At 72.7% G+C, this 25,434-nt stretch carries 26 protein-coding genes; 12 read left to right on the top strand and 14 right to left on the bottom strand.

What is annotated here, in order from left to right:
• The first annotated feature begins 93 nt into the window (after positions 1-93).
• Entirely contained in the window at positions 94-1,329 is a 1,236-nt protein-coding gene (locus ACJ5H2_RS04230; protein WP_408898322.1) for a helix-turn-helix domain-containing protein, read from the top strand.
• A complete protein-coding gene (locus ACJ5H2_RS04225; RefSeq protein ID WP_408898321.1) occupies positions 1,326-2,339 on the top strand; it encodes an HAD family hydrolase in 1,014 nt (337 codons plus the stop codon). Before ACJ5H2_RS04230 ends, ACJ5H2_RS04225 begins: the two co-directional genes overlap by 4 nt.
• A gap of 27 nt (positions 2,340-2,366) precedes the next feature.
• On the opposite strand, the gene ACJ5H2_RS04220 is transcribed toward ACJ5H2_RS04225, so the two are convergent.
• Genes ACJ5H2_RS04220 through ACJ5H2_RS04205 form a run of 4 tightly spaced genes read right to left on the bottom strand, consistent with a single transcriptional unit; the run spans position 2,367 to position 6,552 of the window.
• Entirely contained in the window at positions 2,367-2,915 is a 549-nt protein-coding gene (locus tag ACJ5H2_RS04220; protein WP_408898320.1) for a hemerythrin domain-containing protein, read from the bottom strand.
• Entirely contained in the window at positions 2,912-4,606 is a 1,695-nt protein-coding gene (locus ACJ5H2_RS04215) for an FAD-dependent oxidoreductase (RefSeq protein WP_408898319.1), read from the bottom strand. Before ACJ5H2_RS04215 ends, ACJ5H2_RS04220 begins: the two co-directional genes overlap by 4 nt.
• Positions 4,607-4,619: 13 nt before the next feature.
• Positions 4,620-6,020: a gluconate:H+ symporter gene (locus ACJ5H2_RS04210; RefSeq protein WP_408898318.1), complete on the bottom strand. Its 1,401-nt coding sequence runs from the start codon at positions 6,018-6,020 to the stop codon at positions 4,620-4,622.
• Between the two features lie 10 nt (positions 6,021-6,030).
• Positions 6,031-6,552 carry a gluconokinase gene (locus ACJ5H2_RS04205; RefSeq protein WP_408898317.1) on the bottom strand — a complete coding sequence of 174 codons (522 nt, stop codon included), beginning with the start codon at positions 6,550-6,552 and terminating at the stop codon, positions 6,031-6,033.
• Between the two features lie 100 nt (positions 6,553-6,652).
• On the opposite strand from ACJ5H2_RS04205, the gene ACJ5H2_RS04200 reads away from it, so the two are divergent.
• Genes ACJ5H2_RS04200 through ACJ5H2_RS04190 form a run of 3 tightly spaced genes read left to right on the top strand, consistent with a single transcriptional unit; the run spans position 6,653 to position 9,126 of the window.
• Positions 6,653-7,378, top strand: a complete 726-nt coding sequence (locus tag ACJ5H2_RS04200) for a FadR/GntR family transcriptional regulator (RefSeq protein ID WP_408898315.1) — start codon at positions 6,653-6,655, stop codon at positions 7,376-7,378.
• Positions 7,362-8,003 carry a hypothetical protein gene (locus ACJ5H2_RS04195; protein ID WP_408898314.1) on the top strand — a complete coding sequence of 214 codons (642 nt, stop codon included), beginning with the start codon at positions 7,362-7,364 and terminating at the stop codon, positions 8,001-8,003. The genes ACJ5H2_RS04200 and ACJ5H2_RS04195 overlap by 17 nt, the downstream gene beginning before the upstream one ends.
• A gap of 22 nt (positions 8,004-8,025) precedes the next feature.
• A complete protein-coding gene (locus ACJ5H2_RS04190; RefSeq protein WP_408898313.1) occupies positions 8,026-9,126 on the top strand; it encodes an ABC transporter permease in 1,101 nt (366 codons plus the stop codon).
• Here the strand turns inward: ACJ5H2_RS04190 and ACJ5H2_RS04185 are convergent.
• Positions 9,123-9,515, bottom strand: coding sequence for a MarR family winged helix-turn-helix transcriptional regulator (locus ACJ5H2_RS04185; RefSeq protein WP_408898312.1), 393 nt, complete (start codon positions 9,513-9,515; stop codon positions 9,123-9,125). The genes ACJ5H2_RS04190 and ACJ5H2_RS04185 overlap by 4 nt on opposite strands.
• Before the next feature lie 87 nt (positions 9,516-9,602).
• Here ACJ5H2_RS04185 and ACJ5H2_RS04180 point away from each other — a divergent pair, with 87 nt between their 5' ends.
• Positions 9,603-11,093 carry an MFS transporter gene (locus tag ACJ5H2_RS04180; protein WP_408898311.1) on the top strand — a complete coding sequence of 497 codons (1,491 nt, stop codon included), beginning with the start codon at positions 9,603-9,605 and terminating at the stop codon, positions 11,091-11,093.
• Positions 11,094-11,144: 51 nt separating this feature from the next.
• Here the strand turns inward: ACJ5H2_RS04180 and ACJ5H2_RS04175 are convergent, their stop codons facing one another.
• Genes ACJ5H2_RS04175 through ACJ5H2_RS04160 form a run of 4 tightly spaced genes read right to left on the bottom strand, consistent with a single transcriptional unit; the run spans position 11,145 to position 13,331 of the window.
• The gene (locus ACJ5H2_RS04175; protein WP_408898310.1) at positions 11,145-11,825 is read right to left on the bottom strand and encodes a hypothetical protein; all 681 of its coding nucleotides are present in this window, start codon (positions 11,823-11,825) and stop codon (positions 11,145-11,147) included.
• A complete protein-coding gene (locus ACJ5H2_RS04170) occupies positions 11,822-12,352 on the bottom strand; it encodes a SigE family RNA polymerase sigma factor (RefSeq protein ID WP_408898309.1) in 531 nt (176 codons plus the stop codon). Before ACJ5H2_RS04170 ends, ACJ5H2_RS04175 begins: the two co-directional genes overlap by 4 nt.
• Positions 12,353-12,388: 36 nt before the next feature.
• Positions 12,389-12,706 carry a pyrimidine/purine nucleoside phosphorylase gene (locus ACJ5H2_RS04165; protein ID WP_408898308.1) on the bottom strand — a complete coding sequence of 106 codons (318 nt, stop codon included), beginning with the start codon at positions 12,704-12,706 and terminating at the stop codon, positions 12,389-12,391.
• On the bottom strand, positions 12,696-13,331 hold the full coding sequence (locus tag ACJ5H2_RS04160) for a DNA-3-methyladenine glycosylase (protein ID WP_408898307.1): 636 nt from the start codon (positions 13,329-13,331) through the stop codon (positions 12,696-12,698). The genes ACJ5H2_RS04165 and ACJ5H2_RS04160 overlap by 11 nt, the downstream gene beginning before the upstream one ends.
• A gap of 50 nt (positions 13,332-13,381) precedes the next feature.
• On the opposite strand from ACJ5H2_RS04160, the gene ACJ5H2_RS04155 reads away from it, so the two are divergent.
• The gene (locus tag ACJ5H2_RS04155; RefSeq protein ID WP_408898306.1) at positions 13,382-13,786 is read left to right on the top strand and encodes a (deoxy)nucleoside triphosphate pyrophosphohydrolase; all 405 of its coding nucleotides are present in this window, start codon (positions 13,382-13,384) and stop codon (positions 13,784-13,786) included.
• A gap of 14 nt (positions 13,787-13,800) precedes the next feature.
• Here ACJ5H2_RS04155 and ACJ5H2_RS04150 read toward each other — a convergent pair whose 3' ends face one another.
• Together ACJ5H2_RS04150 and ACJ5H2_RS04145 are read right to left on the bottom strand one after the other, a co-directional pair.
• Positions 13,801-14,937 carry a nuclease-related domain-containing protein gene (locus tag ACJ5H2_RS04150; protein ID WP_408898305.1) on the bottom strand — a complete coding sequence of 379 codons (1,137 nt, stop codon included), beginning with the start codon at positions 14,935-14,937 and terminating at the stop codon, positions 13,801-13,803.
• Between the two features lie 85 nt (positions 14,938-15,022).
• Entirely contained in the window at positions 15,023-16,261 is a 1,239-nt protein-coding gene (locus ACJ5H2_RS04145) for a DUF222 domain-containing protein (protein WP_408898304.1), read from the bottom strand.
• 252 nt (positions 16,262-16,513) lie between these two features.
• Here ACJ5H2_RS04145 and ACJ5H2_RS04140 point away from each other — a divergent pair, with 252 nt between their 5' ends.
• Positions 16,514-17,338, top strand: coding sequence for a class I SAM-dependent methyltransferase (locus ACJ5H2_RS04140; protein ID WP_408898303.1), 825 nt, complete (start codon positions 16,514-16,516; stop codon positions 17,336-17,338).
• A gap of 87 nt (positions 17,339-17,425) precedes the next feature.
• Here ACJ5H2_RS04140 and ACJ5H2_RS04135 read toward each other — a convergent pair whose 3' ends face one another.
• Both ACJ5H2_RS04135 and nrdR read right to left on the bottom strand, forming a co-directional pair.
• Positions 17,426-20,341, bottom strand: a complete 2,916-nt coding sequence (locus ACJ5H2_RS04135; protein ID WP_408898302.1) for a vitamin B12-dependent ribonucleotide reductase — start codon at positions 20,339-20,341, stop codon at positions 17,426-17,428.
• A 140-nt stretch (positions 20,342-20,481) separates the two neighbouring features.
• Positions 20,482-20,970 carry a transcriptional regulator NrdR gene (nrdR, locus tag ACJ5H2_RS04130; RefSeq protein WP_408898301.1) on the bottom strand — a complete coding sequence of 163 codons (489 nt, stop codon included), beginning with the start codon at positions 20,968-20,970 and terminating at the stop codon, positions 20,482-20,484.
• 331 nt (positions 20,971-21,301) lie between these two features.
• On the opposite strand from nrdR, the gene ACJ5H2_RS04125 reads away from it, so the two are divergent.
• Together ACJ5H2_RS04125 and ACJ5H2_RS04120 are read left to right on the top strand one after the other, a co-directional pair.
• On the top strand, positions 21,302-21,841 hold the full coding sequence (locus tag ACJ5H2_RS04125) for a hypothetical protein (RefSeq protein WP_408898300.1): 540 nt from the start codon (positions 21,302-21,304) through the stop codon (positions 21,839-21,841).
• Positions 21,842-21,902: 61 nt separating this feature from the next.
• Positions 21,903-22,256, top strand: a complete 354-nt coding sequence (locus ACJ5H2_RS04120; protein WP_408898299.1) for a hypothetical protein — start codon at positions 21,903-21,905, stop codon at positions 22,254-22,256.
• A 117-nt stretch (positions 22,257-22,373) separates the two neighbouring features.
• Here ACJ5H2_RS04120 and ACJ5H2_RS04115 read toward each other — a convergent pair whose 3' ends face one another.
• Positions 22,374-22,745 carry a LysM peptidoglycan-binding domain-containing protein gene (locus ACJ5H2_RS04115; RefSeq protein ID WP_408898298.1) on the bottom strand — a complete coding sequence of 124 codons (372 nt, stop codon included), beginning with the start codon at positions 22,743-22,745 and terminating at the stop codon, positions 22,374-22,376.
• Between the two features lie 294 nt (positions 22,746-23,039).
• Between ACJ5H2_RS04115 and lexA the strand changes: the two genes are divergently transcribed.
• Together lexA and ACJ5H2_RS04105 are read left to right on the top strand one after the other, a co-directional pair.
• Positions 23,040-23,798, top strand: coding sequence for a transcriptional repressor LexA (gene lexA, locus ACJ5H2_RS04110; protein ID WP_408898297.1), 759 nt, complete (start codon positions 23,040-23,042; stop codon positions 23,796-23,798).
• A 68-nt stretch (positions 23,799-23,866) separates the two neighbouring features.
• Complete coding sequence (locus tag ACJ5H2_RS04105) at positions 23,867-25,429, top strand: MXAN_6640 family putative metalloprotease (RefSeq protein WP_408898296.1); 1,563 nt, start codon at positions 23,867-23,869, stop codon at positions 25,427-25,429.
• The last annotated feature ends 5 nt before the right edge of the window (positions 25,430-25,434 follow it).

The raw sequence follows: 25,434 nt of genomic DNA, 5'->3' as shown, positions 1-25,434 counted from the left end.
GGACGCGAGGGACACGGGTCGCGCATCCGTGGCGACCGCGAGCCGGTGAGCCGCCAGGAGCGCGGGTCCGGCGATGAGGCAGGGCGGGAGTCGATGAGGTCGGCGCCCACGCGCGTCGCGCTGCCGGGGTCGGCCCAGTGGATGATCAGCAGCCTCGAGGGCCGGGTGCGGGAGGTCGCCGAGCAGGTGACCGCGCAGGTCCGCTCCGGCGTGCCCGGGCTCGACTCCCCCGCGGACGGCCGGCTGCTCGACCTCGTGTTCACCGCCGTGCACAACGCGATGCGGGTCTTCGTCGACGAGGCGCTGGGCCGCGAGGTGTCCTATCTGCCGGTCGAGGACATGTTCCGCAAGGTCGGCTACCGCGTCGCGCTGCGCGGGCGCGACCTGGAGACCATCGACCAGGGCATGGGGATCGCGGTGGGCGTGATCTCCGACGAGCTGCGGGTGCGGGCGGCCGAGAACGAGCTGTCCGCGGGCGCGCTCAACGCGATCAATGACGCCGTCACCGGCTTCGTGGCCCAGCTGACCGAGCAGGTCCGGGTCGGCTACCGCGCCGGGGCCGAGGCGCGCAGCACCGACACCGGCCTGGCCCGGGCGCGGCTGCTGGCCGCCCTGCTGTCCGGAGCCGACGACGACGAGGTCGAGGCCCAGGCGGCGATCGCCGGCTGGGAGGTGCCCGAGCAGCTGACGGTCATCGCGGTGGACACGGCCGGCGAGGGCGCGCCCACCCCGGACGCCCTCGGCCCGAAGGCCCTCACCCGTCCCGGCCGTACGCCGCAGCCCGTGGTGTGCGCGACCGCCGACGCCGACGAGGTGGTCGCGGCCCTGCGCAGGAGCGCGCCGAAGGCGCGCGCGTCGGTGTGCTGGCCGGTCCCGCGGGGCGACGCGACGGCGGCGTGGACCTGGGCGACCCGCGCGCTCGCCCTCGTCGAGGCCCGCGTCATCCCCGCCCGACCGGTCATCGAGTGCGTCCGGTTCCGCACCGAGATCTGGCTCCACGCCGAGCCGGTGCTGCGCCGCCAACTGGCCCAGGAGCTGCTGCAGCCGCTCTTCAACGAGACCGAGAACTCCCGCGAGATCCTGTCCGAGACGCTGCTGGTGTGGCTCGAGACCCGCGACAGCGCGCCGGCCATCGCGGCCCGGCTGGGGGTCCACCCGCAGACCGTGCGTTACCGGTGGAAGCGGATCAACGAGCTGTTCGGCGACTCCCTGCACGACCCCGACTTCGTCATCCAGCTGACCCTGCTGCTCAAGGCCAGCGTGCCGCTGTGGATCGCGGGCGACCAGAGCGACTTCCGGAGGTTCCGGGAGCAGGAGGAGACCGGATGACCGCTGTCCTGGTCGCCTGCGTGCTCCTCGCAGCGCTGCCGGCGGCGTTCGCGTACGCCGCGCCCGTCGCCCTGTGGGTCGCCCGGGCGCGGGGGCGCGCGGCGGGGATCTTCCTCGAGGACCGCGCCGCGCTCGCGGTGGGGCCGCGGGTCGACGAGGTGCTGCTGGACCGCTGGGGCACGGTGACCACCGGCCGGCTGAGGGTGGTCGCCGTCGAGCCGGTCGAGCCCGACCACGAGCGCAACCTGCGCTGGTTCGCCGGCGCCCTCGGCCATGCCGCCGACGATCCCGTGGGGCAGGCGATCGCCCGCCTCTCCTCGCGCGGCAAGCTCAGCCAGGTCCGGCAGCACGACGGCCGGGGCATCAGCGGCTCGGTCGACCGGCACCCGGTGCGCCTGGGGCGGCCCGACTGGCTCGGCATGGAGGCGCGCGACGGGGCCGGCGTGACCGTCGGGGTGCAGGTCGACTCCCGCCCCATCGGCTACATCAGAGTCGGCGACGACGTCCGTCCGCATGCCGCGCAGGACGTCGACCGGCTGCGCGCCCAGGGCATCGAGCCGGTCCTCGTCTCCGAGGACACCGAGCGCAACACCCGCGGACTGGCGGAGGCCTGCGGCATCGAGGCCTGGTACGCCGACCGGCCGGCCGACAGCCGCGCCGAGCTGGTCGCCCAGCGCCGGGGCGACGGCCGCGTCGTGGCGGTGGCGAGCCCGACGCCGACCGCCGGGGCCGACCTGGTGCTGACCGACGCGGCCGCGGCCACCGGCGGGATCCGGCTCGCCGACCTGGACGTGGGCCGGGTCGCGACGGCCCTTGCGCTCACCCGGAGCGCGGCACGCGCGGCCTCCCGCTCGCGTCGTACCGGACTCGCGCTGGCGGCGCTCGGCGTGGCGCTGGCGGCGTCGGGCGTGCTGTCGCTGCCGCTGGCCGCCGGCTACGCGATGGTGGCCTGCGCAGCCGTGACGGCGAGCGCCGTCAGCCGGACCGACCCCCCTCCCGCCGAGGCCTGACCCGGCTCTCCCCCGTCGCGGGACGGCTCACGCGTCCTGGAGCAGGCCCCTCTCGTGGGCGTCGGCGACGACCCGGCGGACGTTCTCCAGGGCGCCGCAGCGCTGGTCGATGAGCTCGTTGCGCCGTCGCGCCCACTTCTCGCCGAGGTCCCAGCGCACCCGCGTCGAGACCTCGGTGCGCGCCGGCTCGAGGATGCTCAGCTCCTCCTCCGCGATGTGGTGGGCGACGAGGTTGCTCAGCTCCTCGACGGCGACGGCGAAGTCGCGGCTCTCGGTGCCGTCGAGCTCGAGCAGCGCCAGCAGTGCGTCGTTGCCCTCGGCGTGCTCCTCCAGGCCGTGCTGGACGTCGAGCGCGTCGACGTCGGGGGCGGACCTGCGCAGCACCGGGTAGACGACCTCCTCCTCCGCCTCGCCGTGCGCGACGAGGACGTCGGCGAAGGCCCGGCGCACGGCGTCCCGGTCGACCGTGCCCAGCCGCATCTGGGCGAGCAGCTGCTCGAAGCGGCGGTGGTCGTCGCTGATGAGGTCGATGACATCGCCCGACGTGGGCCGGCCCAGGTCGATTCCGGAGGTCATGGCGCGGTCGGTACCCGCAGGCCCTCCAGGTATCCGTGGACGAGCGACACCGCCGAGGCACCCTCGCCGCTCGCGGAGGCCACCCGCTTCATCGACCCCGCCCGGATGTCGCCGGCGGCGAAGATGCCGGGGACGCAGGTGCCGAGGTTCTCCGGCGGGAGCCCGTCGACCCAGCACTCGGTCGGGACCTCGCGGCCGGTGAGGACGAAGCCGCGCTCGTCGCGCCGCACCTCCTCGGGCAGCCAGTCGCAGTGCGGCGCCGCGCCGATCAGGAGGAACAGCCCACCGGCCGCGACCCGCTCCTCCTCGCGGGTGCGCACGTCGCAGAGCTGGAGCCAGCCGAGCTGCCCGCTGTCGTCGGCGCCGCCGTCGACGATCTCCGTGCAGGGCCGTACGTCGATGCGCGGGTTCCAGGCGATCTCGTCGATGAGGTACTTCGACATCGTCGCCGCGAGATCCTCACGACGGATCAGGATGGTGACCGAGCGGGCGAACCGGGCCAGGTGCACGGCCGCCTGGCCGGCGGAGTTGCCGCCGCCGACGACGTAGACGTCGCGGTCCTCCATCTCGCGCGCCGCCGTCATCGCGGCACCGTAGTTGACGCCGGCGCCGACCAGCTCCTCCAGGGCCGGGACGCCGAGACGTCGGTAGGCCACGCCCGAGGCGACGAGCACCGCTCGGGCGTGCACCTCGCCCCCGTCGGTCACCAGGGTGTGCGGCGCGCCGTCGACGCCCGGCCGCAGGTCGACGACCGGCCAGCCGGTGAAGAAGCGCGCACCGAACCGGATCGCCTGGATCCGCGCGCGCTGCCCGAGCCGCTGTCCCGAGATCCCGCGAGGGAAGCCGAGGTAGTTGCGGATCATCGAGCTGGTGCCGGCCTGGCCGCCGATCACCTCCGACTCGAGGACCACGGTGGTCAGACCCTCGGAGGCGCCGTACACCGCGGCGGCGAGGCCTGCCGGCCCGGCGCCGACGACCGCGAGGTCGACGACCGTGTCGACCTCGATGTCGGAGGGGCGCCCGTAGATCATCGCGCCGAGCTCGCGGGTGGAGGTCGGCATCAGCACCGGCCGCTCGGCGAAGACGCCGGACGTCATGTGCACCAGGGGGTACGACGGGGGCCCGTCGAGCCGGGCCAGCGCCTCCTGCCCCTGCGGGCTGTCGGGGGCGTACGTGCGGTGGGGCATGCCCTGCCGGTCGAGGAAGTCCCGGATGGCCAGCGCGAGCGGACGCGCGTCGGGGGTGATGATCCGGACCGAGTCGACCTCCGCCGTCGCGACGGTCGCGCCCCAGTCGCTGAGCATCTCCGTGACGGCGTAGTGGAACTCCTCGTCCCGCCGCCCCTGCGGGAGGACGAGATAGGTGTCGAACTTGCCCTTCTGCAGATAGGGCCGCAGCGACGCGCTCTCCTCGCCGAAGCGGTCGATCGGGATGACCACCAGGCGCCGCGCGGTCGGCACGAGCGCCCGCCAGTCGTGCATGGCGACGAGCATCTGCTCGTCGGGGAGCTGGGACTCGGTGACGATGAGCGCGACCGGCTGCCCGGACCGGCGCGCCTGCTTGAGCACGGCGTTCGCCTCGGCGGCCGTGGGCGCCGGGCGGACGTCGTACTCGCGCTCGTAGCGGTGGAACTGCTCGGTGAGGACGTCGAGATGACCGCCGGAGACGAGGAGGATGAGGGGTTCGGGCACGCCCGCAATCCTCCTAGATCACCAGGTTCAGCGCCATCACGAAGACCAGGCCGCTGACCGAGAGCAGCGTCTCCATGGCCGACCAGGTCTTGATGGTCTGCCCGACGCTCATCCCGAAGTACTCCTTCACCAGCCAGAAGCCGGCGTCGTTGACATGGGAGAAGAAGACCGAGCCCGCGCCGATGGCGAGCACCATCAAGGAGACCTCGCCGCTCGAGAGCTGGGCGGTGAGCGGCGCCAGCAGGCCCGAGGCGGTCACGGTGGCGACCGTCGCCGAACCGGTGGCGAGCCGGATGAGGACGGCGACGAACCACGCCAGGACGAGGACGGAGACGTTGCTGTCGGCGACCCGCTCGGCGACGATCGTGCCGATGCCGGTGTCCACCAGCGACTGCTTGAAGCCGCCGCCGGCGGCGACGATCAGGAGGATGCCGGCGACGCCGGGCAGGGAGGACTCCAGGGACCGCGCGACCCCGTCCCGGCCCATGCCCGAGCCGAGGCCGAGGGTGAACATGCCGACCACCACGGCGATCGCGAGGGCGATGAGGGGCATGCCCAGGACGTCGAGGGTACGGCGCAGCGGGTCGCCCTCGTCCTCGATGAAGATGTCGGCCAGCGCCTTGCCCATCATCAGCACCACCGGCAGCAGCACGGACGCGATGGTGGTCGCGAAGGACGGGCGCACGGGCACGTCCTCCTGGTCGGTGGCCTCGAAGCGGTGGGGCACGTCGACCACGACGTACCGGCCGACGATGCCGAACACCGGGCCGGCGATGATCACCGTCGGGACGGCCACCGCCACGCCCAGGGCGAGCGTGGTGCCGAGGTCGGCGCCCAGGTAGTCGATCGCGGTGAGCGGACCGGGATGCGGCGGGACCAGGCCGTGCATGGCGGACAGGCCGGCGAGGGCGGGGATGCCGATGGTGACGAGGGACTGCCCGGAGCGGCGGGCGACCAGGTAGATGACCGGCATCAGCAGGACGAGGCCGATCTCGAAGAACATCGGGAGGCCGATGATCGCGCCGACGACGGCCATCGCCCACGGCAGCGCGCGGGGCGAGGCGTGGCCGATGATCGTGTCGACGATCTGGTCCGCCCCTCCACTGTCGGCGAGCAGCTTGCCGAACATCGCGCCGAGCGCGATCAGGATGCCGACGCCGGCCGCCGTCGAGCCGAAGCCCGCGGTGTAGCTGGCGACCGCCGTCTCGACGTCGACGCCGGCGACCACGCCGACGGTGAGGGCGCCGGCGGTCAGGGCGAGGAAGGGGTGCACCTTCGCGGCGATGATCAGCGCGACGATGACGCCGATGCCGAGCAGCGCGGCGAGGACCAGGCGGCCCTCGGAGGCGACCGGCTCGACCAGGTCGGTGCCTGCGGCGGTGACCTGCGGGAGCAGGGAGAGGGAAGGGGACATCACGGACTCCTCAGGCCGAGCGGCGGACGTACTCGTGGACGATGGCGTCGACGGACTGGTCGACGTCGATGACCATCCCGGCCTCCTGCGGCCCCAGCGGCTCGAGCGTGGCGAACTGGGAGTCGAGCAGCGAGGCCGGCATGAAGTGGCCGGGACGGCTGGCCTGGCGGCGCGCGATCACCTCGCGGGTGCCGTGGAGGTGGACGAACGCGGCCCGGGGCGCGTGGGCGCGGAGCCGGTCGCGGTAGGTCACCTTGAGGGCCGAGCAGCTGATGACGCCGCCCTGGCCGTCGTGCTCGGCGAGCCATCGGCCGATGGCCTCGAGCCAGGGGATCCGGTCGTCGTCGTCGAGCGCGACGCCGGCCGTCATCTTCGCGATGTTGGCCGGCGGGTGGAAGTCGTCCGCGTCGGCGAAGGGCACGCCGAGACGCTGCGCGAGGGCGGCGCCGACGGTCGACTTGCCCGACCCCGACACCCCCATGACGACGAGGAGCGGGGGCGTCCTACCGTCGGACCGGGCGTTGCTGCTCATGTGACCTCCCAGGTGTGCTGGCCGTCACAGTCTGCAGCGATTAATCTGCTTTTAACAAGATCTGGCCCGAAATAGATCTGATCTTTAACGAAGGGGTGCAATGGCCGCGCTGCACGACGACGTCCTCGACGCCCTCGGTCGCCGCATCGTCGGCGGGGAGCTCGCGGCGGGCACGGTGCTCACCCTCGACGACATCGACACCGCCTACGCGGTGAGCCGCTCGGTCTCGCGCGAGGCGGTGCGGGTGCTGGCCTCGATGGGCCTGGTCGCCTCCCGCCGGCGGGTCGGGCTGACCGTGCAGCCGCGCAGCTCCTGGCAGGTCTTCGACCCGCGCCTGATCCGCTGGCGGCTCGACTCCGACGACCGGGCCGCGCAGCTGCGCTCCCTGGGCGAGCTGCGCAGCGGCTTCGAGCCGGTCGCGGCCGCGCTCGCCGCGCAGCGGGCCACGCCCGGCCAGTGCGGCGCGCTGACGGCCGCCGTGGGCGACATGGTGGTGCACGGCCGCGCCGGTGACCTCGAGGCGTTCCTGGCCGCCGACGTGGTCTTCCACCGCGTGCTGCTGGAGGCCTCCGGCAACGAGATGCTCGCGGCCCTCGACGGCGTGGTCGCCGAGGTCCTCGCCGGCCGCACCCACCACCACCTGATGCCCGAACGCCCGAAGGACGAGGCGATCGACCTCCACGTGGAGGTCGCCCGCGCCGTGCGCGCCGGCGACGCCCGCGCCGCCCGTGCGGCGATGGAGGCCATCATCGCCGAGGCGACCGATGCGGTCGTGGCGGACAGCGGCATCTCGACTACGCTCGGAGACGATGGAGACCACGCCTGACCTCGCGAAGCTGATCGACCGACTGCAGGGCGAGGAGTACGCCGTCACCGAGCCCTTGCCGGGCGTGCTCCACGTCCAGGGCAGGTTCTCGAACCCCGAGCGGATCGCCCTGCGCGCGGCCGCCGACGCCGGCGAGGTCGCCCTGGCCGTCTGGGCGACCAGCCACCACGACGACTGGGCCCTGGTCGCCTGGGACCGGCCCGACCTGGTGACGATCACCCAGAAGGGAGCCACGCCGCAGCGCTGGCGCCACCGTCGCCCGCCGGCGACCCTGCGCCCCGACGCGCAGACCTTCCTGGAGGGCGCCTCCTCGCCGTTCGACATCGTCACCCGGCCCAAGCACCAGCCGACCGACGCCGCTCGCGCGGTGCTCGCCCGCTTCGGCATCACCGACCCGCCGCCGCCCGGGTGGGTGCCGCCGGTCGTGGAGGCGCCGCCCGTCCCCGCCGTCCGGGAGAGCCGGGTCCCGGCCGCCACCGAGCGGAGCACGCGCGCCCCGCGGGCGACCAAGCCGAAGGCCCCGGCCAAGCCGGCGAAGGCCGCCAAGCCGGAGCCGGTGGTCGCCGTGTGCCCGACGTGCTTCATGGCACTCCCGGCCACGGGCGTGTGCGACAGCTGCGGCTGACCGCGTCCGCCATGCTCGTCCCATGAGCGAAACGCCTCCTCCCGTCGGCCTCCGCACGCTGTCCCGGCTCGGCCTGGCGATCGCCGCCATGGGCGCGCTGATCCAGCTCGTCCTCGGCGTCTACTACCTCGCGATGGCGCACTCCCCCGCGCCCGAGGACCTGCCCGTCGGCATCGTCGGCACCGCCGAGCAGCGTGCCCAGCTCACCGCCGCGCTCGAGGACGGCGGCGACTTCGCGGTCGAGGAGTACGACGACGCGGCCGCGCTGCGGCAGGCGATCCGCGAGCGCGACGCCTACGGCGGCGTCGCCTTCGCCGGCCAGCAGCCGACCCTCTACGTCGCGACCGCGGCCTCGCCCTCGGTGGCGAACCTCTTCAAGGCGTCCTTCACGAAGGCCTACCAGGACCAGGTCCGCCAGCAGGTGGACCAGCTCGTCGCCGCAGGCCAGCCGGTGCCCGCCGAGAACGTCGCGGCCCTGACGGCCGCACCGCCGGTGGAGGACGTCGTACCCCTGCCGGAGGAGGACAGCGCCGGCAGCTCGCTCGGCTTCGTCATCCAGGCGCTGTGCCTGGGCGGCTCGATCGCCTCGCTGGCGCTGGGCCGGTTGCGTGGGCTGACCGAGCGGTCGACCGCGCGCGGGCTGGGCCATGCCGCGCTGCTCGTCGTCTACGCGCTCGCGTCGGCCGCCGTCGCCCTCCTCGCCATGGCGATGTTCGGGGTGGGCAAGGACGCCGACCACCTCGTCCTGTTCGGCGGCCTGGCGCTGATCTCCCTGGCCGTCACGGCCTCGACCGCCGCCTGTGTCGCGCTGGTCGGCCCGGCCGGGTCACTGCTGGGCGGGCTGTACTTCACCCTCGGCCTGATCATCTCGGGCTCCTCGATCGCCCCGGAGATGCTGCCGCGCCTCGGCCACGCGGTCGGCCAGCTGCTGCCGCCCGGCGCGGGCGCGACGGTGGCTCGGGACGCGATGTACTTCCCCGACGCCTCCACCGTGCCGGCGTTCGTCGTCCTCGGCGCCTACGCGGTCGTCGGCCTGCTCGTCATCGTGCTGACCAATGCCGCCGCCAACCGCACCCGCGCGCACCGACTGCTCGCGCGGGACGCGGACGCGGACCGGGTCTAGCAGTCCCAGCTGCCCTCGAGCACCGCGCGGTGCGTGGGCAGCGCCTCGTCGTAGAGACGGCGGCCTGCGGGCGTGAGGCAGACGAAGACGCTGCGGCGGTCCTGCTCGCAGGCCGAGCGCTCGACGAGGCCGTCCTTCTCGAGGCGGGTGATCGCCCGCGAGAGCGCGCTCTGGCTGAGGTGGATGTCGCCGGCGAGCTCGGCCATGCGGTACTTGCCGCAGTTGGCGTCGACCACACGGTCGAGCGTCTCGAACTCGCTCAGGCCGATCCCGTGCCGCTCCTGCAGCGCCTTCTCCAGCGCGCAGCTGACCACGGCGTGGCGGTCCAGGAGCTGGCGCCACTCGGCGACCAGCGCACTGGGCGCCTGGGGAACCGCTGCCTTCGACACGCGTGCATCCTAGCCCGCAGGAAAACTTTATGCAAACACATTAATTGCGCTTGCATTGGATGCGTGTGCATGGAAATCTACGATGTCATGTCCTCGACATCCACCGAACTCCAGCACTCCCTCGCCGCCGGCGCGACCGGGTGGTCGCGCCGCACCTGGGCCCTGCTCCTGACCCTGTGCGTGGTCCTCTTCCTCGACGGCCTCGACGTCTCGATGATCGGCGTCGCACTGCCGTCCATCGGCGCCGAGCTCGACCTGTCGACCTCCTCCCTGCAGTGGCTGATCAGCGGCTACGTCCTCGGCTACGGCGGCCTGCTGCTCGTCGGCGGGCGCACCGCCGACCTGCTCGGCCGGCGGCGGGTCTTCCTCATCGCGCTCGCGGTGTTCGCGGCCGCGTCGCTGCTCGGCGGCCTGGTGAGCTCCGGCCCGCTGCTCATCGCGACCCGCTTCATCAAGGGCCTCGCCGCCGCCTTCACCGCACCGACCGGGCTGTCGATCATCACGACGAACTTCCCGGAGGGGCCGGCGCGCAACAAGGCGCTGTCGATCTACACCGTTTTCGGGGCCGGCGGCTACTCGTCCGGCCTGCTCTTCGGCGGGCTGATGACCGGCGTCGGCTGGCGGTGGACCTTCCTGCTGCCCGTCCCGGTGGCGCTGCTCGCCCTCGCCGCCGCGTGGGTGCTCGTGCCCCGCGACGAGCCCGCCGAGGAGGGCGGTCACGACCTGCTCGGCGCGCTGACCTCCGGCGCCGCGATGCTGCTGCTCGTCTACACCGTGGTCTCCGCATCCGAGGTCGGCTGGGGCTCAGCCCGCACGGTCCTGTCCTTCGTCGGCGTGACCGCCCTGTTCGCGGCGTTCCTCACGATCGAGCGGCGCATCGCGCACCCCCTGATCCGGCTGGGCATCCTGCGCAAGGCGACCCTCGTGCGGGCCAGCCTGGCCATCGTCGCGGTCGGCGGGTCCTACTTCAGCTGGCAGTTCATCGTCACCCTGTTCCTGCAGGACGGCCTCGGCTGGTCGCCCCTGGAGCTCGCGCTCGCGCTGCTGCCGATCGGGCTGATGGTGACCCTGTCCGCGGTGTTCTCCGACAAGCTCGTCGACCGCTTCGGCACCGGGCCGATCATCGCCGTGACGATGTCGGTGATGGCGGTCGGCTACCTGCTCTTCACGCTGGCGCTGGACACGACGCCGTCGTATCTCACCATGCTGCTGCCCACGCTGATCCTCATCGGCATCGGGTGGGTCGGGTTCCCGGCCATCAACATCCAGGCCACGAGCGGGATCGACGACGACGAGCAGGGCCTCGCCGCCGGCGTACTGCAGACCTCGATGCAGGTGGGCGCGGCCATCGTCCTCGCCGTGACCACCGCGGTGATCGCCTCGAACGCCGAGGTGGCGAGCTCCCCGGCCGCTGTGCTCGACGGCTTCCGCCCGGGTCTCGTCTTCGCCACCGCGGTGAGCGCAGCCGGCGCCCTGGTCGCCATCGTCGGCCTCGTCCTCGAGCGGCGCTCCGTCGTCGAGGACGGCGAGGGCGACCCGCTGGGCGAGGCCGAGGTCGAGCTCGCCGGGGCGGCCTGACCGCCAGCCGCAGGGCCCGGGCGCTCCGAGCACCCGGGCCCTGCGGGTCGCTCAGCCGACGCCGGCCTGCGCCTGGGCCGTCACGGTGACGCCCTCGGCGAACTCGACGACCTGCGCATCCGTGAGGCCGAGCGACTTCCAGGCCTGGACGACGACACGGTGCTCGCCGTCGTCGTAGGTCAGGATCTGGGTGCCGCCCTCGGCGGTGCGCAGCCAGCCGTCGTGCTCACCGACCGCGACCGGAGCTCCCTGCGGCTCGCCGGTGACCGAGGAGGACTCGAGCATCACGACGAGCTTGTCCTCGAAGACGTCCAGGCCGCTGCGGTCGTCGGCGCGAGCGATGTTGAGGTTGTACGCCGTGGCACCCTCGAGCACGAACCCCGCCGGCACCTTGGCGACGACGAAGCCGGGCTCCTGCGCGCCGGTGTACGCGACCAGCTGGACACCGTCCGGCGTCTCGGCGCTCGGCGCCTCCGCGCTGGGAGCGTCGGCGCCGGGTCCGGCGATGTGGGGGTCGGTGCCGGTCCGCTCCGCGCTGACGGCGATCGTGACGCCGACGGCCGCGACGGCGGCGAAGGTCAGGCCGGCGGTGCCGACGCGGAGTGCACGACGCCGAGAGGCGCTACGCCCGCGGGCCAGGTCGCGGCGTACGGTCTCGTCGGCGGCGCTCGGCGTGGCGCCGTCACCGCCGAGGCGGTGCAGCCGGTCCATGAGGTCGTGAGGCTCGGTCATGACGGATCTCCTTCATAGGGGGCGGCCGGGATCGGCGCGGCCTGCGGGAGGAGCTCCCGCAGCTTGGCGAGACCGCGAGCCGTCTGGCTCTTGACCGTGCCGGGACTGCACCCGAGGGCATCGGCGACGTCCTCGACGCTGAGGTCGGCGACATGGCGCAGCACGACGGCCGCGCGCATCCGCTCCGGCAGGCCCCCCAGTGCGGCGAGCAGCTCGGCGTCGACCGCCTCGTCGGCGGCGGCCGCCTCCCGCTCGGGGACGACGTCCGTCACGCGCTCGCGCGCCACCGACGGGCGACGCCGGTGGTCGATGAAGGCGTTGACGAGGGCCCGCCGGGCGTAGGCCTCCACGCCGCCACGGCGGGTGGCACGGCTCCAGGCGAGGTACAGGCGCACCAGCACGCCCTGCACCAGGTCCTCGGCGAGATGGTGGTCACCGGCGGTGAGCACGGTCGCCGTCCCGAGCAGCCTGCTGCGGTTGCTCCGGACGAACTGCTCGAACTCCGCGTCGCGGGGCTTCGGTCTCATGTCCCTCTCACGAGTGGCGCCCGCCGCGGGGTTGCATCAGCCGTAGTGGCAGACGTACCCGAGCGTCTCGACCACCTCGATGTCGAAGGCGGAGTCGCCCGGCACGCTGAAGGACTCGCCGGCGGCGTACTCCCGCCACTCCTCGGAGCCGGCGAGCCGGATCCGGCAGCTCCCGGCGTTGAGCTCCATGACCTCGGGTGCGGCGGTGCCGAAGGTGAGGCTCGCCGGGAAGATCACGCCCGCCGACTTGCGGGTGCCGTCGGCGAGGAAGAACGTGTGGCTCACGCAGGCGCCGTCGAAGTAGACGTTGGCCTTCGTGTCGAGGCTGACGTTCTCGTAGGTCTCAGTGCTCACGGGCCGGAAGCGTAGTGCCGGGCGCCGGGGCGCGCGGGCTGCGTCGGTACGCCGAGACGGTGGGATCGCCCTCGATCCAGAACCGCCACGGCACGTCGGCCGCCTTGGAGACCCCGACCCGCGGCCCGCTGGCGATCCGTGGCCACCGCGCGGGCTCCGGGCCGAGCCGGACGCCCGTGTGGCGCTCGGCGGGCGGATGCTCGGCGAGCAGGTCGGTGCCGAGGTCGTCGAGGGTGATCCCCAGCGCCTGCGCGAGGTTCCCCGGCCCCCGCGCCAGGTTCACGTCGCGCTTCGGCGGCGCCTCCCCGCGCCGGAAGCGAGCCAGCTCGTGGCCGTCGACCACCTCGCCGGCCCGCAGCAGCACCGCCGCCCCGATCTCCGTCGGGCCGGTCACCACGTTGGCGCAGAGGTGGATGCCATAGGAGCGGTAGACGTAGAGCCGGTACGCCGGGCCGTACATGATCTCCGAGCGCGGCGTGCGGGTGAACGCGTGTGACGCGGGATCCTCGCTGCCGCCGTACGCCTCCACCTCGGTGATCCGGACGGTCACCCCGTGGCCGGTGATGGTGCGTCCCAGCAGCGCCCGCGCCCGGCGGACGACGTCGGGCTGGCTGCGGGCGGTCACCCGGCCGACCGTAGCAACCGGCCTCCGCAAGGAGATGACAGGATCGGCGCGTGGAGATCGAGGTCGTCGGCGCCGTCATCGTGCGCGATGGCCTGGTGCTGTGTGCCCGGCGCGGGCCGGGAGGCGACGCGGGAGGGATGTGGGAGTTCCCGGGCGGGAAGGTCGAGCCCGGCGAGAGCCCGCAGGCCGCGCTCGTGCGGGAGATCCACGAGGAGCTTGGCTGCGTCGTGGAGATCGGCGACCCGGTCACCACCACCCGCCACGCGGGGGCGCGCCTCGTGGTGGTGCTCTCGACGTACTGGTGCCGGGTGGTGTCGGGTACGCCGGACCCCCGCGAGCACGCGGAGGTGCGCTGGGTCCCGGCGAGCCGGCTGGCCGAGCTGGACTGGGCGCCGGCGGACGTGCCGGCCGTCGAGCTGGTGACGGCGGTGGGCGGTGGCCGTCGTCTGGGCTAGGCGCCGGTCGAGCGTCAGGACACGCGGTCGAACGCGAAGGAGGTGCAACCGGTGGTCGTCACCACGCCCACGAAGCGGGCACCGTCGGCCTCGACCCCTCCGTTCAGCCCGACCTTCCGGTAGTCCGGCGGCCGGTCGACCCAGGCGGTCGGCGTCAGGGTGACCCGGCCCCGGTCCGAGACCCCGGCCAACCGCAGTCGGCCGCGGCGCTGGTCCGACGTCGCTGCGGGGACGTCGAAGGTGAGGACCGCCCGGACCGACGTGTCGTTGCCACCGGCTCGCACCACCAGCGTGGCCGGGGTCGGCTGCGCACCACAGCGGTAGCTGCCCCTCCAGGTGCCCAGGAGGTCGCGGATCTTCGTCGCCTCTGCCATCTCGGCAGCGTCGCTGTCGCCACCGCTTGTCATGGCCGAGACGAACAGGTCACCGAGCATCCGCGGCAGCGGTGTCCCGATGGCCGCGAACACCACCGTGAGGCCGACCAACGGCCCGACCAGGCCACGGGCCAGTGAGGTGCGACGACGCGGTCGCGTCCTCGCCTGCCGGCGAGACCGCTCCGCCGCCGGACGCCTGCTCGCGCGGGGCGCCGGTGGCTCCGTCGCGCTGCGCAGGGAGGCGTCGATGTCGAGGCACAGCCGACGTCGTACGTCGGCGTCGAGCACGCGCTCTCTGGTCAGCAGCATCCGCTCCAGGTTGGCCGTCGTGCAGACCATGACGTCCCCCGCCCACCCGGCGATCTCCTCGTCCCGCGTGAAGCACAGGACGGCGACGACGCGATCTGAGCCGACGACCTGCGTCACCGCGGCCACCGCCAGCGCCGCCTCCGCGGCGCGGTCGACCACGTCGCCCTTCCGCCGCCCGCCGTGTCGCAGCGCCTGCTCGCGGATCTCGATCGTCCCGGACCAGTTCTTGGAGTCGATGACGAACACCCCCGGCGGGCCGATCACCACATGGTCGACATTGGCCAGGCGGCGCCCGGGCCAGCGGACGTCGTGGAAGACCGTCCACTCGTCCGCGGGAAGGCGGTCGAGGACGCGGGCGGTCGCCCGCTCTCCCTCCGCGCCGCGCTCCCACCGCTCCGCGGACCGCGCCAGGCGCTCCGCCTTCGCTCGCATCCGCCGCGCGGCGTCGTCCGCCGACTCACCTGCCATCGCCCACACCTCCGTGGGCAGGCTAAGGAGCGGGGACCTTCCGGCGGCGGTGAATGGGGATTTCGGTACCACCGTCAGCACCGGCTCACGTCCGTCGGTGGAAGCGGACGTCGCCGTTGGCGAGGATCTGCTGCGTGTAGCTGCGGTCGTGGGCGCGGCGATGGTGGTGTGAGCAGAGCGCGATGCCCTCGTCCAGGGTGGTGGCCCCGCCCTGCGACCACGGCCTCAGATGGTGGGCCTCGGTCCACGCGGCGGGAACGGTGCAGCCCTCGGCGCGGCAGCCGCGGTCGCGCAGGCGCAGCGCTCGCCGCTGCGCGCGGCTGTGCAGGCGGCGGGACCGGCCCAGGTCGAGCACCTCGCTCCGCCCGCCCAGCACGACGGGGATGATCGAGGCCTGGCAGGCCAGCCGGCGGGCCTCCGCCGCCGAGATCGCCTCGCTCCCGTCGCCCACGATCACATCAGCGGCGGCGAGCTCGGCGCGGAGCTGGTCGAGGGTCATGGTGACCAGCACGGTCGTCGCGTCGCCGCCGTGCTCGGGCAGCCGGTCGGGGTCGAGCAGCTCCAGCAGCGAGGCGAAGGCGTCGGCGTACGCGCGATGCTGGGGCACCCGCTCGTCACCGGCCTGGCGCTGCCGGGGCGCGGTGAACGCCTGCAGGTAGTGCTCCAGGCGCTGCGCGACCGAGGTCGGCAGCATGCCCCACACACGGGTGCGACCGTCGGCCAGGTCGCGGAACCGCAGCGACGCTCTCTCCCGCGCGCGGCGCTCCTCGGCCTCGAGGCGCCTGCCCTCCTCGGCCTCCGCGACCTCCGGTGCGACGACCTCCAGGATCCGCCGCCCCAGACGACGCAGCTCACGCGGCGTGTGGTGCTCGGCGTACCCGACCAGAGTGCGCTCGGCCTCCGCGGCCAGCTCCGCTCCGAGCTCGACCGGCAGCTCCTCCACGGCCGTCACGATCACCCGCGCCTGCGCCGCCGACACCGCGCCCGCCGCCATCCCGGCGGCCACCGCCGGGCGCGACTGCAGCGCCGTCGCGAGCCGCAGGTCCGCACGCACCGTCCGCGCGTCCGCTCGGGTCGCATGCGCCAGCCAGTCCGCGACATCGCGCGCACCATGCTCCACAGCGATGTCGTCAGAGGCGGCCAGGATCCGCGCCTCCACCTCGGCCAGCTTCGCCTTGGCCCGCGCGAGCTCGACGAGCGCCCGCTCCTTGTCGCCGGTCGTCATGTAGACCGGCTGCACCTGCGCCACCCGGTCCAGGGCGGCGCACAGCTCGCTCGCGCACCCGACCATCGGGTGCGGCGGAGCAAGAGTGGCGGTGGACATCGGGACCCTCGGGCAGAACGACAGTGACCATGTCGCCCTGCAGGAGGAGCCTCTCCGGCTCAGCGGCCGCAACCGACGGTGCGCGCCTGTCCCGCAACACTGGGCCTCAGGTCCCCGGAACCACTCACAGCATCCCGCCCTACGGCCTGGGCCCATCCTACCCTGGATCGAACATATGTTCTAGCGCGGAGATCGAGGCTGTGGATGACGTTGCCTGCTGACGCGGACGCCGAGGCCTGCCAGCATGGATCCATGACGCCGCCCACACCGGAGCAGATCAAGGCGGGCGTGGCGGGCGTGTTCGACCGCGCGGCCGCGACCTACGACCAGGTCGGCGTGGACTTCTTCCGGCCCATCGGCCGCTTCCTGGTCGGCCGCACCGATCCGCGCCCCGGGGAGCGCGTGCTCGACGTCGGCTGCGGACGCGGCGCCAGCGCGATCCCGGCCGCCGAGGCGGTCGGACCCACCGGGAGCGTGGTGGCCACCGACCTCGCGCCCGCGATGGTCGAGGAGGTACGACGCGCCGCGCATGACCTGCCGTGGCTGAGGGCCGAGGTGGGCGACGCCGAGCAGCCGCCGGGCGAGGTCTTCGACATCGTCCAGGCCGGGCTGGTCCTGTTCTTCCTCCCGTCGCTCGACACGGCCCTCGCCCGCTACCGCGGGATGCTCAGCGAGCAGGGGCGGCTCGGCTTCACCTGGTTCGGTGAGCCCGACGCACGCTGGGAGCCGGTCTTCGATGCCCTGACCGCGGACCTGCCGCAGGACGAGCGCCCGCAGACCCGGCCCTCCGGCCAGGGTCCGTTCGCTTCGCCCTCGGCGATGCAGGACCACCTGACCGCGCAGGGGTGGCGGGACGTCACGACCGAGACCCTCGTCCACGAGGTCCGGGTGCGCGACGCCGACCACTGGTTCGAGTGGACCTGGTCGCAGGGCTACCGGTTCGTGCTGGAGAAGCTCGAGGCACGCGACCAGCTCGGGCCCGCGCGCGAGCGCGTCCGCCGGTTGCTCGATGAGATGGCCCGCGACGGAGGCCTGGCCTGGCGAGCCGAGGTGCACGCGACGATCGCGCGCCCCTGAACCGTGGTCCTGGCCGCGAGCAGCGAGTACGCCGACGGCCCGGCCCCTCGGGGAGGGACCGGGCCGTCGTGCGCGCTGGAGTGCGGGTCAGCTGCAGCCGGAGGTGCTGCCGCAGCCCTCGCACACGTAGCAGGAGCCAGCGGGGCGCATCTTGGTGCCGCAGGTCATGCACAGCGGGCTGTCGACCGCGTGGCCGGTGATCTGCTCGAGGAGCTCGGCGGTGGTCTTGGCGACCTTGACCTCGGGGGCGCCGGCCAGCGGGTCGGCGTCCTCGGTGACCTCGGCCTCGACGGCCTCCGCCTCGGGGCTCGGCGCCGGCGTGCTGCGCACCTCGACCGCCGACTCCATCAGCTCGGAGGCGTTGCCGGTCTCCTCGACGGGCTCGTACGAGCCGGTCTCGAGGTGGCGCTGGCGCTCCTCGGCGGAGTAGATGCCGAGCGCGGAGCGCTCCTCGAAGGACAGGTAGTCCAGCGCCAGGCGGCGGAAGACGTAGTCCATGATCGACTGGCTCATCCGCACGTCCGGGTCGTCGGTGAGGCCGGCGGGCTCGAAGCGCAGGTTGGTGAACTTCGAGACGTAGGTCTCCAGCGGGACGCCGTACTGCAGTCCGATCGAGACGGCGATCGAGAAGGCGTCCATCACGCCGGCCAGGGTCGATCCCTGCTTGCCGAGCTTGAGGAAGATCTCGCCGAGCGAGCCGTCGTCGTGGGCACCCGAGGTCATGTACCCCTCGGCACCGGCCACCGTGAACGAGGTGGTCCGGGCCTGGCGGGACTTCGGCAGGCGCTTGCGGGTCGGCGCGTAGACGACCTTCTCCACGACCTTCTCGACGACCTTGGTGGCCTCCGCCGCCTCGGCCGCGTCGGCGGCGTCCTTCTTGGCCTTGCCACCGCCGTCGGCCAGCGGCTGGCCGACCTTGCAGTTGTCGCGGTAGATCGCGGTGGCCTTGAGGCCGAGCTTCCACGACTCCAGGTAGATCTGCTCGATCTCCTCGACCGTGGCCGACTCGGGCAGGTTCACCGTCTTGGAGATCGCACCCGACAGGAAGGGCTGGCAGGCGGCCATCATCAGCACGTGGCCCATGGGCTTGAGCGCGCGCTCGCCCATGGCGGTGTCGAAGACCTCGTAGTGCTCGGGCTTGAGGCCGGGAGCGTCGACGACGTGGCCGTGCTCACCGATGTAGGCGACGATCGCCTCGATCTTCTCCTCGTCGTAGCCGAGCTTCTTCAGCGCCCGCGGGATCGTCTGGTTGACGATCTGCAGCGAGCCGCCGCCGACGAGCTTCTTGAACTTCACCAGCGAGAAGTCCGGCTCGATGCCGGTGGTGTCGCAGTCCATCATGAAGCCGATGGTCCCGGTCGGCGCGAGCACCGAGGCCTGCGCGTTGCGGAAGCCGTTGGTCTTGCCCAGCTCGACGACCTTCGCCCACTCCTCGGTGGCCAGCTTGTGGACCTCGGCGTCGGCGAGGTGCAGGGTGCGCACGTCGTCGTTGGCGGCCTGGTGCTTGCGCATCACCCGGTTGTGCGCCTCCGCGTTGCGGGCGTAGCCGTTGTAGGGACCCACGATCGCGGCGAGCTCGGCCGAGCGGCGGTACGACGTGCCGGTCATCAGCGAGGTGACGGTCGCCGCCATCGCACGGCCGCCGTCGGAGTCGTAGCCCAGGCCCATCGCCATCAGCAGCGCGCCGAGGTTGGCGTAGCCGATGCCGAGCTGGCGGTAGTTGCGGGTGGTCTCGCCGATCGCCTCGGTCGGGAAGTCGGCGAAGCAGATCGAGATGTCCATCGCGGTGATGATCAGCTCGACGGCCTTCGCGAAGAGCGGGGCGTCGAAGGTGTCGTCGTCGCGCAGGAACTTCAGCAGGTTGAGCGAGGCCAGGTTGCACGAGGAGTTGTCGAGCGACATGTACTCCGAGCAGGGGTTGGACGCGGTGATCCGCCCGGTCTCGGGGTTGGTGTGCCAGTCGTTGATCGTGTCGTCGTACTGCAGGCCCGGGTCGGCGCAGGACCAGGCGGCCTCGCTGATCTTGCGGAACAGGGTCCGTGCGTCCACGGTCTCGATGACCTCGCCGGTCATCCGCGAGCGCAGGCCGAACTCGGTGCCGTTCTCGACCGCGCGCATGAACTCGTCGGTGACCCGCACGGAGTTGTTGGCGTTCTGGTACTGGACGGAGGTGATGTCCTTGCCACCGAGGTCCATGTCGAAGCCGGCGTCGCGCAGCGCGCGGATCTTGTCCTCCTCACGCCACTTCGTCTCGACGAACTCCTCGATGTCGGGGTGGTCGACGTCGAGGACGACCATCTTGGCCGCACGACGCGTCGCGCCACCGGACTTGATGGTGCCGGCCGAGGCGTCGGCGCCGCGCATGAAGGAGACGGGGCCCGACGCGGTGCCGCCACTGCTGAGCAGCTCCTTGGAGGAGCGGATCCGGGAGAGGTTCAGGCCGGCGCCGGAGCCGCCCTTGAAGATGAAGCCCTCCTCCTTGTACCAGTTGAGGATCGAGTCCATCGAGTCGTCGACCGAGAGGATGAAGCACGCCGAGACCTGCTGCGGCGCGGCCGTGCCGACGTTGAACCACACCGGGGAGTTGAACGAGAAGTACTGGTGGGCCAGCAGCCAGGTCAGCTCGTGCTCGAAGACCTCCGCGTCCGCCGCGCTCGCGAAGTAGCCGTGCTCCTTGCCCGCCTTGACGTACGTCGACACGACCCGGTCGATGAGCTGCTTGAGGCCGCGCTCGCGCTCCGGGGTGCCCACCGCGCCGCGGAAGTACTTGGTGGTGACGATGGTGGAGGCGTTGAGCGACCAGAAGTCGGGGAACTCCACACCGAGCTGCTCGAAGACGGTCTCGCCGGTCTTCCAGTTCGTCTGGACGACGTCGCGCCGCTCCCAGGTGATCTCGTCGTACGGGTGCACACCCTCGGTGCTGAAGACCCGCTCGATCCTCAGGCCGTCCTTCGGGTAGATGGCCGACTCGGTGGTCGTTTCGTTGCGGGCCGTCTCGGTCATGGCTCTCCTGGTCTCCTCTGTGCGGCGGGCGGGCGGTGCGGTCGTCGATGCAGCAGGGGCGGCGGCTCCTGCGACGTGCGGATGGGGAGAAGGTGGTGGCCCGGCAGGCAGCTTCCCCACTACCTGCCGGGCGTCTGTGGTCAGCCCGCGGGGGCTGTCGCGATCTCGGAGCTGAGCTGCCTCTCGGCGCGCATCAGGGAGATCTCGTTCTCGAAGTCGGCGGCCGAGTCGAAGCCGCGGTAGACGGAGGCGAAGCGGAGATAGGCGACCTCGTCGAGGCGACGCAGCGGCGGGAGGATCGCCAGGCCCACCTCGTGGGCCGCGACCTCCGGGCTGCCGGCCAGCCGGAGCTGGTGCTCGACCTCCTGGCCCAGCCGAGCCAGGTCGTCCTCGTCCACCGGGCGACCCTTGCAGGCCTTGCGGACGCCGGCGACGGCCTTCTCGCGGTTGAACGGCTCGGTCGCGCCGGAGCGCTTGAGCACGGTCAGCTGCATGGCCTCGACGGTCGTGAACCGCTTCTCACAGCTCGGCGACTGGCAGACCCGGCGGCGCCGGATCGAGCAGCCGTCGTCGGCGACGCGGGAGTCGAGGACCTTGGTGTCGTGGTGCTTGCAGTACGGACAGTGCATGGTCTCCTCCTTCCGAGCCTACGAGCTGTGGACAAGCCCCCGGCTGTGGATAACCAGGGGACATCTGTGCGTTTCCACGGGTGCCCTGTGAGCGACGAGCGGTCGTTCTGTGGACTAGATGTGGAGAACTACATCGTTGTAACTACTAGATGTAGTGGTAACCGTACGCCTCGGCCACCACCGATGCAAGCGCGGGCGCCGACGAGTTCGCAACGGCCCCGCCGGTGGAGGAGTTTGCGCAGGTCACCCCCGCGGCGCGGCCTCGGACGATAGGTTCGCGTACGGCGTCTCCCGGGCCCGCGGAGCGCCGACGCCGAGCCCAGGAGAGGTCATGACCGTCCCCCGCACCGTCACCCGCACCGCCCGCATCCGCCGCCTGGCCGCCGCCGCCGCGGCCGCCGCCGTCCTGCCGGTCGGCCTCGCCGCCTGCGGCGGCGACGACGCCGACAAGGCCGCCGAGAACGCCGCCGAGGAGCTCATCGAGGAGGCCGAGGGCGGGGACCTCGATGTGGACATCGACGGGGACGACGTCACGATCGAGGGCAGCGACGGCGCGATCCAGTCCGGCACCGACCTGCCCGACGACTTCCCCGAGGACGAGATCCCGCTGGTCGGCGAGGTGACCTTCGGCAACAGCACGGCGACGGGCGGCACCACGAGCTGGACGGTCACCACCGCGTCCGACGACAGCCCCGACGACGCCTTCGCCGCGGCGAAGGAGGAGCTCGAGGGCGCGGGCTTCGCCGTCGACGGCGTCGAGTCTGGCAACTACGCCCAGCTGCGCAGCGACGCCTACCGCCTCGTGCTGACCGCCACCGAGGGCACCGGCGGCGGGGCCCAGCTGTCGTACATCGTCTCCGCCGCGGGCTGATCCCCGGCGCGATGACGGGTTGGCCGAGCATTCCATCCACCCATCGGGAACAATGACCGCCGTGACGGGTGGCAAGCGGGCGGGCAGTCGGGCCGCCGATCGGGCCGGAGGCCGCGGCAGGGCGCGGTTCCGCCCCGACCTGCTGCTGCTCGCCGTCGGCATCACCGCCTCCCTGGTCGCCTGGGGATACCTGGTGATCGCGGCCATCGACTTCGGCGCGACCGCGCGCCACGACGGCAAGACCGGTGCCTGGGCACTGCTGGCGGTGGCGTCCGTCGGCGGCATGCTCTGCCTCTTCCTCGCGTTCATGCTGGCGGTGCGCCTCTCGCGCGCGCTCGGCCTGAGCCACGCTCCCCCGCCGCGCCCGAAGCGCGACCCCGCCGCCCCCAAGGGCGGCAAGCGCGCCGCCCGCTGAGGGCCGGCACGGCGCGAGGGGCGGGATCCGGTTCGGTCGGATCCCGCCCCTCGGCTTTCCCCAAGGCCTTGGCGGCCCATCTCCGCTGGGGTCGAGGCAGCGGAGAAGTCGGTCGACCTAGCTGGTCGGGACGCGCAGCTCCTGGCCCACGTAGACGACGCTGCCGTCGAGCGTGTTGAGCTGCTGGATGGCCTGCATCATGTCGCGCACGCTGTCGCCGGTGTCCGCCGCGGCCTCGCTCGCGATCGCCCACAGCGTGTCCCCGGGCGCGACGGTCACCACGTCGATCTGGGCCGCACCTCCGGAGTCGCGGGTCGCGGCCGAGCCCGCGGCCAGCCAGACCGCGGCGAGCGCGACGACGACCAGGGCCAGGCCGAAGACCACCGCGCGGCCGCGCCGGGTCAGCCGGACCTGGCCGCGAGAGGCGGGGCGGGACGCGCTCGTGGGACGGGCGGGGGCAACGCGGGGGGCGAGGGTGATCGTGCTCATGGTGACCTCCGGGGGAAGTGGACGGGTCCTGGCGGACGGGCTCCGGCTGAACGGGGACTGTCTACGCAGGGGGTCCGACGGAAGGGGTTCGATCAGGCGTTCGATCGAACATGTGTACGAGACTAGATCAGGTGTTCGAAGAAATCCAGCACCGGTTCGAATACGCGTTCGACCGCGTGTCGCGACACGCGGTTCGAACAGGTGTTTGAAACCGGCAGTCCGCTTCGGTTAGCGTCGGCACCGGGCCCGCTGGTGCGGGCCGCACCACCCGGCACCCGATCTGGAGGGCATCTGATGGCTGAGCGCAAGGGCACCGAGCGCAAGGGCGCGCAGCAGGCGAGCAGCGTCGCCGAGCTGCCCGACGGCCCGGCCGACGCGAGCGGGCTCACCCCCCGCCAGCAGCGGGTCCTGGCCCACATCAAGGACAGCATCGAGAAGCGGGGCTACCCGCCGAGCATGCGCGAGATCGGCCAGGCGGTGGGGCTCACCAGCACCTCCAGCGTCGCCCACCAGCTGCGGACGCTGGAGGAGAAGGGATATCTCAAGCGCGACCCCAACCGGCCACGCGCGCTCGAGGTCTTCCTGCCCGAGGTGATGGCCGCGCGTCGCGCCCTCGGCACCGTCGAGGACCCCGACCGCCCGGCGTACGACGAGACGGGGATCGGCGACGCCGCGCCGGTGCCGGCCCACGTGCCCGTCGTCGGCCGGATCGCCGCGGGCGGCCCGATCCTCGCCGAGGAGCGCGTGGAGGACGTCTTCCCGCTGCCGCGCCAGCTCGTCGGCGACGGCCAGCTGTTCCTGCTCGAGGTCAGCGGCGAGTCGATGATCGAGGCGGCGATCTGCGACGGCGACTACGTCGTCATCCGCCAGCAGCCGACCGCCGAGAACGGCGAGATCGTGGCCGCGATGATCGACGGCGAGGCCACGGTCAAGACCTTCCAGCGCAAGGACGGACGGGTCTGGCTGCTCCCCCACAACCCGGCGTTCGAGCCGATCGACGGCACCAACGCCACGATCCTCGGCAAGGTGACGGCGGTCCTGCGGCGGGTGTGAGGCGCCATTCGTCGCCCCCGTGACATAGGGTCGGGACCGTCCTGTCGCCGTACCGAAGGCCGGTCCCGATGCCTCGTCGCAGCCACTTCCCCTTCATTGGGCTGCTGTTCTCGCTCGTCCTCGCGCTGCTGATGGTGCCGGCGCTCGGCTCCGTCGCCCAGGCGGACCCCGTCGCGCCCGCAGCGCCGATGGTCCCGGCGGCGCTCGCCGACGACGCCGACCCGGCCCAGGACCCGGCCCAGGATGAGGCCGAGCAGGCGCTCGAGACGGTCCAGGAGATCCTCGAGCCCGCAGCCTCCCCGACCGCGCCGGACGCCTCCGCGGTGCCCGCGGAGGGCGCCGACCTGACCATGGCGCTGCGCGACCTCGCCGTCACCCGGGACGACCTTCCCAAGACGCTCCAGGACGACGCCGCGCGGCTGCTCGCCCGGCCCAGCACCGCCCACCGCCCCCCGCCCGGCTCCGGCGGCATCGAGTGCAGCCCCGGCTCGGGCCTGCCCTGCTACACCACCGCGAACCAGTCCGCGACCTGCGACAGCGGCATCTGCGTGCGCTACGTCAACGACACGGCCGACGCCGCGAGCCCGGGCTATGCCAACGCAGTGCTGGGCGTCATGAAGCACGTCGCGAGCCGCTACGCCGCGGCCGGCTACCGTCCGCCGGTGAGCGACGGCAGCGAGTTCGACGTCTACCTGGCCGACCTCGGTCCGCGAGGCCTGTACGGCTACTGCACCACCGACACCCGGGTGTCGGGCCACGTCACGGCGCCGGCCTACTGCGTGCTCGACAACAACTACGCCGAGTACGGCCCCGTCCCCGGGCCGGCCGGGAACCTGCAGGTCACCGCCGCCCACGAGTACTTCCACGCCGTGCAGTTCGCCTACGACGTCAACGAGGAGGGGTGGCTGATGGAGGCCACCGCGACCTGGGCCGAGGACGAGGTCTACGACTCGATCGACGACAACCGGCAGTACCTCAAGGGCGGTCCGCTCGGCCAGCCGGCGCAGTCGATGGACCACCGCCGCGGCATTGCGCCGTACGGTGCGTGGATCTTCTTCAAGTACCTCAGCGAGCGCTTCCCCGAGGTCAACGTCCCCGGCGGCATGCCGACCGTCGTGCGCGACGTGTGGGACCGCGCGGCCGGCGCCCCGACCGCCCGCCAGGCGCTCGGTGGTGCGCTCGCGCTGCGCGGCACCGACCTGCGCACGCAGTTCGGGTGGTTCACCGCGGCCAACCGGCGCCCGGCCCTGCACTACAGCGAGGGCGCCGCCTACCCCCGCGCCAAGCTCTGGCGCGGCGTGAAGCTGACGAGCTCCCGCCGTGCCGTGTCCGACAAGACCTCGCTGCGCCATCTCGCCTCCCGCACGATCCGCTTCAAGTCGAAGGTCTCCGGCAAGGCGAAGCTGCGCGTGCACGTGGACGGCCCGAAGCGGAAGAAGGGCGGCTACGTCCTGGTCACGATCCAGAAGAAGGGCCAGGCCCCGGTCACCAAGGCGGTCAAGATCAACCGCTCGGGCGACAAGACCAAGCGCTTCGCGTTCGGCAAGAAGGTGCGCTGGGTGGAGATCACCTTCGCCAACTCCGGCAAGCGCGACGCGACGGCGAAGGTCAGCGCGCGGGTCGTGCGCTGAGGCGT

Source organism: Nocardioides pymetrozini, assembly GCF_046058985.1.
Classification (GTDB): domain Bacteria; phylum Actinomycetota; class Actinomycetes; order Propionibacteriales; family Nocardioidaceae; genus Nocardioides.
Note: the sequence above shows the minus strand (reverse complement) of the source record. Positions and strands in the feature narration are given on the sequence as shown.